The organism is uncultured Bradyrhizobium sp., from assembly GCF_947648125.1.
Classification (GTDB): domain Bacteria; phylum Pseudomonadota; class Alphaproteobacteria; order Rhizobiales; family Xanthobacteraceae; genus Bradyrhizobium.
This window is the reverse complement of sequence record NZ_CANSMR010000031.1, coordinates 76366-84389: the sequence shown is the minus strand read 5'-3', so window position 1 is coordinate 84389 and position 8024 is coordinate 76366. Positions and strand designations below refer to the sequence as shown.

The following is an 8024-nucleotide window of genomic DNA, read 5'->3' as shown; positions in this document are numbered from 1 at the left end:
ACCTAGAGCCTATCCCGTTCCGATTCAATCGGAACGGGATAGGCTCTAGGTTCCGAACCTGTTCCATGAGGCCCTTTCAATGTGGACCATGCCGCCCACCGATTCGGTGCTGCACGTGCTCTCGTTTATTGCCGTTGCGGCGCAGTCGATGACGGCGGCGCTGGCGGCCGGCAGGCGCAGCATGGATTGGGCCGGCGTCTGCATGCTCGGGGCGATCACCGCGCTCGGTGGCGGCACCATCCGTGACGTGCTGCTCGGGCACTATCCGCTGCTCTGGGTCGCGCATCCGATCTATCTTGCGATCGCGGCGGCGGGCGCCTTCGCCACGATCCTGCTGGCGCGGCTGGTGCACCGGCTCAATCTGGCCTTCCTGGTGCTCGATGCGATCGGGCTTGTGGTGTTCACGATGGCGGGCTGCGACGTGGCCTGGCAGGTCGAAGCCTCGCTGCCGATCGTGATCGTCTCCGGCATGATCACCGGCTGCGCCGGCGGCGTGCTGCGCGACATCCTCTGCAACGAGGTGCCGCTGCTGTTTCGCAGCGAGCTCTACGCCAGCGTCTCCGTGGTGACCGGGCTGTTCTATGCGATCGGCACCGGGCTGCAGTTCAACGACTGGCTCTGGACCGGGCTGACCTTCGTGCTCGGCCTGACGTTCCGGATGTTGGCGATCCGCTACAAATGGGAGATGCCGAAATTCGTGTTCGGCGGCGAGGAGCGGTGATCAGCTATCTCGCCGTCCGCGCCTTTATTTCGCTGTCCGCGCCTTGGCGACTTCGTCCGCCGTCACCGCCGGCGCCGCGTTGCCCCAGGCATTGCGGATATAGGTTGCGACGTCGGCGACCTCCTGGTCGGTGAGTTTTGGATAGGCCGGCATCGAGCCTGCGTTCGGCGCGCGCGGCGTGGTCAAGGTCTGCGCGCCGTCGAGGATGATGCGCAGCGTGCTCGCAGGATTAGCCGATTGCAGATTGGCGTTGCCGGGCAGCGGTGGATAGATCCGCGGCGCGCCCGAGCCATCGAGCTCATGACAGGCGATGCAGGCGCCGCGATAGATCCGCTCGCCGTTGCTCATCTGCGCCGGCGAGCGCGGAGTGACCTGCGGCTCCGGCGCGCCGGCAGGCAGGCTCTTCAGGTAGGCCGCGATCGCGCGCACATCGGCGTCGCTCATCTTCGAGGTCGAATTGACCACGACTTCGGACATCAGGGGACCGGCATGGCTGTGCCCATTGCGGCCGCTCTGCAGATATTCGGCGATGTCGCCTGCGCTCCATGACTTCAGCCCACTGCGCGCGGCGCCATCGAGCCTCGGCGCGAACATGCCCTGCACCATGCTGCCGCCGAACGCCTGATCGCGCTTGTCGGCGCCGAACGCGTTCTTGGGCGTGTGGCAGGCGCCGCAATGGGCGAGGGCCTCGACGAGGTAGCGGCCGCGATTCCATTCCGCGGCCTTGCTCTGGTCCGGCTGAATGATGCCCGGCGTGAAGAACAGCGCGTTCCAGGCCCGCATCAGCACGCGATAGTTCAGCGGCCAGCGCAGCTCCGGCGGCGGCGCCTTGTTGCTGACCGGCGCCAGCGTCGCGAGATAGGCGCGGATGGCCAGGATGTCATCGCGGATCAGCTTGGTGAAAGACGGGTAGGGGAAGGCGGGGTAATAATGCGCCCCGCTCGGCGAGACGCCCATCCGCAGCGCGCGCAGGAAATCGTCGTCGCTCCAGCCGCCGATGCCGGTATCGCGATCAGGGGTCAGGTTCGGCGAAAACACCACACCGAATGGCGTGTCGATCCGCTTGCCCCCGGCGAACGGCTTTGCCGGGTCGGCCGTGTGGCAGCTCGCACAGTCGCCGGCGATCGTGAGCGCCTTGCCGCGGGCGATGATGTCGTCGGTTGGCGCAGCAGTGCATTCGCGAGCCGCGAACGCACCGCACAACAGCACACTGGCCAGAATCGCACCGGTCGTTCGATGTCGTCGCCGCATCTATTCACCTTCCGGTCCACCAGACGCGTTACGCCATTTCGCCGCGGGCCTGTCCTGCGACAGAAACCGAAACGGCGCTGCAATATTCCCGGCACGAAGTTGCGATTTTTGAGCGACGGGCTTGGTCGCCCAGAATTGTGCTGCGCGGGCCGGAAAATCCGACATAGACTGTTTCTAACAAGTTCGGATGACTAGCTAAAAAGCAGGCGTCGCGACCAGCGCAAAGAGGGCTAAATGGGAATCAACCAAGGGCCTATCAGCCTCGACCAGAAATACACCCAGGGCACCGGTCACGTCTTCATGACCGGCATCCAGGCGCTGGTCCGCCTGCCCATGGCGCAGATCAGGCGCGACCGCGCCGCAGGCCTCAACACGGCAGGCTTCATCTCCGGCTATCGCGGTTCCCCCCTCGGCGGCTATGACCAGCAGCTGTTCGCCGCCCGCAAGCATCTCGAACAGTACAACATCAAGTTCCAGCCCGGTGTGAACGAGGACCTCGCGGCCACCGCGATCTGGGGCTCGCAGCAGCTCGCTTTGTCGCCCGGCGCCAAATATGATGGCGCGGTCGGCATCTGGTACGGCAAGGGCCCCGGCGTCGACCGTTGCGGCGACGTCTTCCGCCACGGCAATGCGGCAGGCTCGGCCAAGAACGGCGGTGTGCTCTGCCTTGCCGGCGATGACCACGGCGCAAAATCCTCCACCGTCCCGCATCAGTCCGACCACGCCTTCATCTCCGCGCTAATGCCCTACCTCTACCCCTCCAGCATCCACGAAATGATCGAGATGGGCCTGCTGGGTATCGCGATGTCGCGCTACTCGGGCTGCTGGGTCGGCATGAAGGTGATCACCGAAACGGTCGAGACCACCGCCGAGATCGACCTCACCGACGAGATGACGCCATTCATCGTTCCGGCCGATTTCGAGCTGCCGCCGGGCGGCCTCAACATCCGCTGGCCTGACGACCGTTTCGAGCAGGACCGCCGGCTGCAGGACTACAAGGGCTTTGCCGCGATCGCCTTTGCCCGCGCCAACAAGGTCAACCGCATCACCATGGATTCGCCGAACGCGCGCTACGGCATCATGGCCTCGGGCAAGAGCTATGAGGACATCCGCCAGGCGCTGCGCGAGCTCGGCATCACGCCCGAGATCGCCGCCAAGATCGGTATCCGCCTCTACAAGATCGGCATGCCGTGGCCGCTGGAGCCGGAAGGCGTACGCAACTTCGCGGTCGGCCTCGAGGAGATCTTCATCGTCGAGGAACGCCGCGAGATCGTCGAGAACCAGGTCAAGCAGGAGCTGTTCAACTGGCGCGACGATGTGCGCCCGCGCATCGTCGGCAAGATGGACGATCATGACAAGCGCTTCCTGACCTTCGCCGCCGAGCTCAGCGTGGCCTCGCTTGCGAGCTCGCTCACCGAACGGCTGCTTCGACTTAATCTCAACCCTGAAATCGCCGAGATGCTGCGCGCCAAGGCCGACTGGTTCAACGGCCGCCAGTCGTCGCAGATGCAGGCGACCGCACCCGTCAGCCGCACGCCGTATTTCTGCTCGGGCTGCCCGCACAACACCTCGACCAAGGTGCCGGAAGGCAGCCGCGCGCTCGGCGGCATCGGCTGTCACTTCATGGCGCTGTGGATGAACCGCTCGACCGAGACCTTCACCCATATGGGCGGCGAGGGCGTGCCGTGGGTCGGCATCGCGCCGTTCACCAACGAGAACCACATCTTCGCCAATCTCGGTGACGGCACCTATTTTCATTCCGGCATTCTGGCGATCCGCCAGTCGATCGCCTCCAAGGCCAACATCACCTACAAGATCCTGTACAACGACGCCGTCGCCATGACCGGCGGCCAGCGCCACGACGGCGACCTGTCGCCGCAGCAGATCACTTTCCAGCTCCATGCCGAAGGCATCCGCGAAATCTATTTGGTCTCGGAAAATCCCGACGCCTATCCCGCCGATACGATTGCGCCCGGCGTCAAGCTGTTCCACCGCGACGAGCTCGAGAACGTTCAGAAGATGTGCCGCGACACCAAGGGCACGTCGGCGATCGTATTCGTGCAGACCTGCGCCGCGGAAAAGCGCCGTCGCCGCAAGCGCGGCCTGATGGAGGATCCGGCGCGCCGCGTGCTGATCAATCCTGCCGTCTGTGAAGGCTGCGGAGACTGCTCGGTGCAATCGAACTGCATCTCGGTCGAGCCGCTGGAGACGGAATTGGGGCGCAAGCGCACCATCAACCAGTCGACCTGCAACAAGGACTATTCCTGCGTGAAGGGCTTCTGCCCGTCGTTTGTCACGGTCGACGGCGGCACCCTGAAGCGGCGCGCGCCGACCGAGCTTGGCGATATCGGCGCCTTGCCGGAGCCGGCCTCGAAGCCCGCGCTCGACCGGCCCTACAACATCGCGGTCGGCGGCGTCGGCGGCACCGGCGTGCTGACGATCGGCGCGCTGCTCGGCATGGCCGCGCACATCGAGGGCAAGGCCTCGATGATCCTGGACATGTCCGGCCTTGCGCAGAAGGGCGGCGCGGTGCTCAGCCATGTCCGGCTCTCCGAGCACACCGCCGACGTGACCTGCTCGCGCATCGTGACCGGCACGGCCGATCTGGTGCTCGCGGCCGACGAGGTCGTCGCGGTGTCGAAGGACACCATCACGCTGTGCGATGCGAGCCGTACCGTCGGCATCATCAACAGCCACATCATCCCGACCGCGGATTTCATCCTCAATCGCGACTTCAATTTCCAGAGCCGCAAGGTCAACAGCGTGCTGGAGACCGAGCTGCGCAAGGACTCCGCGTTCTTCGACTTCACCAAGCCGGCCGAAGCTCTGCTCGGTGATAGCATCGCCACCAACATCATGATGATGGGCTTTGCCTATCAGCGCGGGCTGCTGCCGCTGTCGGCGGAATCGATCCAGCAGGCGATCGAGGTCAATGGAGTCTCGATCAAGATGAACAGGCAGGCGTTCCAGCTCGGGCGCCTGGCCGCGGCCGATCCGGCGCGGCTCGCCGCGATGATGAAGGGGCAGGATGACGACGCAGCCCCGGTCAAGTCGCTGGATGCGATGTCGCTCGACGAGATCATCGCCCATCGCATGGACCTTCTGACCGGCTATCAGAACGCGCGTCTGGCAAAGCGCTACCGCAAGCTGGTCGATCAGGTACGCGACGCCGCCACCAAGGGCGGCTACGGCGAGGCGCTGCCGCGTGCGGTCGCGATCAACTACGCCAAGCTGCTCGCCTACAAGGACGAGTATGAGGTGGCGCGGCTGTTCACCGACGGCCGTTTCGAGAAGCAGCTGCGCGACCAGTTCGAAGGCGACTTCAAGTTCAACTTCAATCTCGCGCCGCCGATCCTCGGTGGCGGGCTCGACGCCCAGGGCCGTCCGAAGAAGCGCGCCTTCGGTTCTTGGATGATGTCGGCGTTCAAGGTGATGGCACGGTTCCGCTTCCTGCGCGGCACGCCGCTCGACATCTTCGGCTACAACGCCGACCGCAAGCTCGAGCGCGATCTGATCGCGGGCTACGAGAAGGATGTCGCGACCGTGTTGAGCCTGTTGTCGCCGCTCAATCACGACATCGCGGTCGAACTGCTGTCGCTGCCCGACCGCATCCGCGGCTACGGCCCGGTGAAGGAGAAGGCGATCAAGGACGCAAAGGTTCGCTACGCGCAACTCGCCGCCGACCTCGCCAACCCGCCGCCCGCGCCGCGGCAGATGGCGGCGGAGTAGTAGCCACATATTCCGCTGCGTAGGGTGGGTTAGCGAAGCGTAACCCACAATCTTGCCCGCACACCGATGCATTGATGGGTCCCGACCTGGACATGGATACGAGTCAGAGGATCGTCACGCAAACACCGCTCACAGAACTCTGGGACAACAACGGGCTGGTGAACGCGCGTCGCATTGAGCCGATAGGTAAGGCAGAAATTGTCCGGCTTCTGCGCGATGGTTCGGTTTTTGTGGTCGCGGACGTAGGTCTTCCGCTGTGGTGGATAGCGGCAGACGATTGCTTTGCATTCTGGAAGGATGAAGTGAAGCGTAGTCTGGCGGAACCAAATGAGGATCGCCTCGATCTTAGCGATTATCCGGCCAGCTACTGCTATGCCGCATCGATGTGGTCATGCGCGTCGCTTGGGGCGGTGATCGTTCTGGAAAAGCATCACTAGCCTGCCGGCAAACGCAATGGTGGGTTACGCCTTCGGCTAACCCACCCTGCAATTTCCGAGCTCGCGGACGCAGTCTCGCCTGACGGAATATTTCGGCGCTTGCCAAGGTCGCGCCGCCGGTTCAGAAAAACGCTGGAGCGAGAAACGCCAGCGGAGAGCGATTTGACCATCAAGGGCAAGGCCTACATTGCCGGGATCTACGAGCATCCCACCCGGCATGCACCCGATAAATCAACAGCACAGCTACACGCCGAGGTCGCCAAGGGTGCGATCGAGGATGCCGGGCTCACCAAGGACGATATCGACGGCTATTTCTGCGCCGGCGACGCGCCGGGCGGGCTGTGGCCGATGGTCGATTATCTCGGCCTCAACACCAAGAAGCTGCGCCACGTCGACTCCACCGAGACCGGTGGATGTTCCTATCTGATCCATCTCGGCCATGCCGCCGAGGCGATCGCCGCGGGCAAGTGCTCCGTCGCTCTGGTCACGCTGGCGGGCAAGCCGCGCACCGGCCCGATGCCGCCGCGCGCCTCCGGCGCCGAGGCTGATTTCGAATTGGCTTACGGGGCTACCACGCACAATGCCTATGGCATGTGTGCCATGCGCCATATGCACGACTATGGCACCACCTCCGAGCAGCTCGCCTGGATCAAGGTCGCGGCCTCGCATCACGCGCAATACAATCCGCATGCGATGCTGAAGGAGGTCGTCACCGTCGAGGACGTGCTCAACTCGCCGATGATCTCGGATCCGCTGCACCGGATGGATTGCTGCGTCGTCACCGACGGCGGCGGCGCGATGATCGTCACGACCCCGGAGATCGCCAAGAGCCTGAAGAGGCCGCTGGTTCGCCTGATCGGCCACGGCGAGGCGATGAAGGGCCCGCGCGGCGGCAAGGATCTCGATCTGACCTATTCCGCCGGCGTGTGGTCCGGCCCGCGTGCTTTCGAAGAGGCAGGCGTCACGCCGAAGGACATCAAATACGCCTCGATCTATGACAGCTTCACCATCACGGTGCTGATGCAGCTCGAAGACCTCGGCTTCTGCAAGAAGGGCGAGGGCGGCAAGTTCGTCGCCGACGGCAATCTGATCTCGGGCGTCGGCAAGCTGCCGTTCAACACCGATGGCGGCGGCCTGTGCAGCAACCATCCCGTCAATCGCGGCGGCATGACGAAGATCCTCGAAGCGGTGCGCCAGTTGCGCGGCGAGGCGCATCCGAAGGTGCAGGTGCAGAACTGCGACCTCGCGATCGCCCACGGCACCGGCGGTCTGCTCGGCGTTCGCCACGCCGCCTCAACCTGCATTCTGGAGCGTGCGTGATGTCTGAAGCCAAGAAGTACAATGCCCCGGTGACCAACCCGGAGACCGCGCCGTTCTGGGAAGCGGCGAAGGCGGGCAAGTTCATGATCAAGCGCTGCACCACCTGCGGCGAAGCGCATTACTTCCCGCGCACGATCTGCCCGTTCTGCTTCTCCGACAAGACGGTGTGGGAAGAGTCGAGCGGCGAGGCCACGGTCTACACCTACAGCCTGATGCGGAAGTCGCCGACCGGTCCGTATGCGATCGCCTATGTGACGCTGAAGGAAGGTCCGTCGCTGCAGACCAACATCGTCGATTGCGATCTGGAGACGGTAAAGATCGGCCAGAAGGTGAAGGTGGTGTGGAAGCCGACCGACGGCGCTCCGCTGCCGTTCTTCACGCCGGCGTAAGTACCTTCTCCCCTTGTGGGAGAAGGTGGCGGCCGAAGGCCGCCGGATGAGGGATTTTTTCCGCGAACGATGCTCTCTCTGCGGCGCGAACCCCTCACCGAAGCGAGTTTGTGACGACTGCCGGTGCTGCCCTCTCCCACAGGGGGAGAGGGCACATCAATTGGCAGCGCAAAGCGA

The 8024-nt window shown here is 64.2% G+C and carries 6 protein-coding genes; 5 read left to right on the top strand and 1 reads right to left on the bottom strand.

The annotated features are described in order from the left end of the window. The first annotated feature begins 79 nt into the window (after nt 1–79). Nucleotides 80–721, top strand: a complete 642-nt coding sequence (locus Q0030_RS34365; protein ID WP_298377595.1) for a trimeric intracellular cation channel family protein — start codon at nt 80–82, stop codon at nt 719–721. A 24-nt stretch (nt 722–745) separates the two neighbouring features. On the opposite strand, the gene Q0030_RS34360 is transcribed toward Q0030_RS34365, so the two are convergent. Beyond that, the gene (locus Q0030_RS34360) at nt 746–1972 is read right to left on the bottom strand and encodes a cytochrome c (protein WP_298377593.1); all 1227 of its coding nucleotides are present in this window, start codon (nt 1970–1972) and stop codon (nt 746–748) included. A gap of 234 nt (nt 1973–2206) precedes the next feature. Between Q0030_RS34360 and Q0030_RS34355 the strand changes: the two genes are divergently transcribed. The 4 genes from Q0030_RS34355 to Q0030_RS34340 all read left to right on the top strand — a co-directional run bounded on the left by Q0030_RS34355 (nt 2207) and on the right by Q0030_RS34340 (nt 7847). Beyond that, nucleotides 2207–5701, top strand: coding sequence for an indolepyruvate ferredoxin oxidoreductase family protein (locus tag Q0030_RS34355; RefSeq protein ID WP_298377590.1), 3495 nt, complete (start codon nt 2207–2209; stop codon nt 5699–5701). A gap of 92 nt (nt 5702–5793) precedes the next feature. After that, entirely contained in the window at nt 5794–6138 is a 345-nt protein-coding gene (locus tag Q0030_RS34350) for a hypothetical protein (protein WP_298377587.1), read from the top strand. A gap of 162 nt (nt 6139–6300) precedes the next feature. Beyond that, the gene (locus Q0030_RS34345; RefSeq protein ID WP_298377584.1) at nt 6301–7458 is read left to right on the top strand and encodes a thiolase domain-containing protein; all 1158 of its coding nucleotides are present in this window, start codon (nt 6301–6303) and stop codon (nt 7456–7458) included. Continuing rightward, nucleotides 7458–7847 (top strand): OB-fold domain-containing protein, encoded by a 390-nt coding sequence (locus tag Q0030_RS34340; RefSeq protein WP_298377582.1) that lies wholly within the window; start codon nt 7458–7460, stop codon nt 7845–7847. The genes Q0030_RS34345 and Q0030_RS34340 overlap by 1 nt, the downstream gene beginning before the upstream one ends. Nucleotides 7848–8024: the final 177 nt, after the last annotated feature.

What these genes read in the sequence shown, in the direction of transcription:
- Q0030_RS34365 (WP_298377595.1), top strand. Translation starts at nt 80, where the DNA reads ATGTGGACCATGCCGCCCACCGATTCGGTGCTGCACGTGCTCTCGTTT.
- Q0030_RS34360 (WP_298377593.1), bottom strand. Translation starts at nt 1,972, where the DNA reads ATGCGGCGACGACATCGAACGACCGGTGCGATTCTGGCCAGTGTGCTG.
- Q0030_RS34355 (WP_298377590.1), top strand. Translation starts at nt 2,207, where the DNA reads ATGGGAATCAACCAAGGGCCTATCAGCCTCGACCAGAAATACACCCAG.
- Q0030_RS34350 (WP_298377587.1), top strand. Translation starts at nt 5,794, where the DNA reads ATGGATACGAGTCAGAGGATCGTCACGCAAACACCGCTCACAGAACTC.
- Q0030_RS34340 (WP_298377582.1), top strand. Translation starts at nt 7,458, where the DNA reads ATGTCTGAAGCCAAGAAGTACAATGCCCCGGTGACCAACCCGGAGACC.